Annotated in this window: 2 protein-coding genes; one reads left to right on the top strand and one right to left on the bottom strand. The window is 46.9% G+C overall.

Translation table 11 applies throughout. The features are described 5' to 3' along the window. The first annotated feature begins 240 nt into the window (after window positions 1-240). Window positions 241-459 (top strand): hypothetical protein, encoded by a 219-nt coding sequence (locus F6K23_RS41120; RefSeq protein WP_293167052.1) that lies wholly within the window; start codon window positions 241-243, stop codon window positions 457-459. A gap of 70 nt (window positions 460-529) precedes the next feature. On the opposite strand, the gene F6K23_RS41115 is transcribed toward F6K23_RS41120, so the two are convergent. After that, window positions 530-1,083 (bottom strand): type IV pilus twitching motility protein PilT (locus F6K23_RS41115; RefSeq protein ID WP_293167050.1); only part of this gene is annotated, 554 nt, incomplete at its 5' end.

Genomic DNA, 1,083 nt, shown 5'->3' with positions numbered 1-1,083 from the left:
TGGTTTATTCAGCCAATTTCAGTAAAAACCATACAAAACGTGGTTCTCAAGGCGTTATCCATCACATCGGCATTACCCAGTCTGCTTCTGATCCTGTCGCGAGAGCATCGATTGAGACAGACTGGTTCATGAGGCATCCAGGGTTAGGATAGCGTCGACATCATTTTGAGGTCGTTACCGTAAGGCGGAGTGGCAAATAGCCTACTGCAACTAACCTATAACACCTAGAGGAGCCGCATAATGTACAGCCGAGACCTCGAACTACTCGTACGCCAACTAAAACGGCAACGCTGCGAGATAGAATACATCCGCTTCTACCTCGAGGACACCTACCAACTCGATGAGAATACCATCAACCAAATCTTTGAAAAAGTTGGTCTCACCTCAGCCCATGACCTGAACACAGGCCCAAGCGAAGCCGCCAAAAAACAACAAGACCGTGCCAATAAATTTTATTAGCACGGCCTGATGAATTATTCTATTTTGTATTATTAAACTCAAGGCGAGTTTAAGCTAAGATTAGCAAGCGTTACTGTCCTTCATAATCGACTTTTATACCTGCACCCTCCATACGCTTGGCAAAATCATCTTTCTCAGCTGAGCGATCTAAGGCTTCATTCGGCTCAACCTTGCCTTCTTTCACCAAAGCTTCGAGGGCGTCATTAAGTAATTGCATCCCGAATTTAGCACCGGTCTGCATCGCTGACGGCAGCTGGAATGTTTTACCCTCACGAATCATAGCCGAGATTCCTGGGGTAACGATAAGAATCTCAAGCGCAGCACAGCGACCGCCACCTTTTTTCTTTAATAAGTTCTGAGCGATTACCCCGCGCAAGCTGGTTGATAGCATCAAGCGAATTTGTTCTTGCTCATCAGCTGGGAACTGGTTGATAACCCGGTCCACCGTGCTTGCTGCGGTAGTAGTGTGCAAAGTACCAAAAACTAAGTGACCGGTCTCAGCGGTTTCAATAGCGATACGCGTGGTTTCCAAATCACGCATCTCACCAACAAGAACAATATCTGGATCTTCACGCAAAGCAGCACGCAGCGCAACATCAAAACCACGGATATGCACATGCACCA

Origin of the sequence: Okeania sp. SIO2C9, assembly GCF_010672455.1 — a bacterium.
In the GTDB taxonomy this organism is placed as follows: Bacteria; Cyanobacteriota; Cyanobacteriia; order Cyanobacteriales; family Microcoleaceae; genus Okeania.
This window is presented reverse-complemented; position numbering and strand designations above follow the sequence as displayed.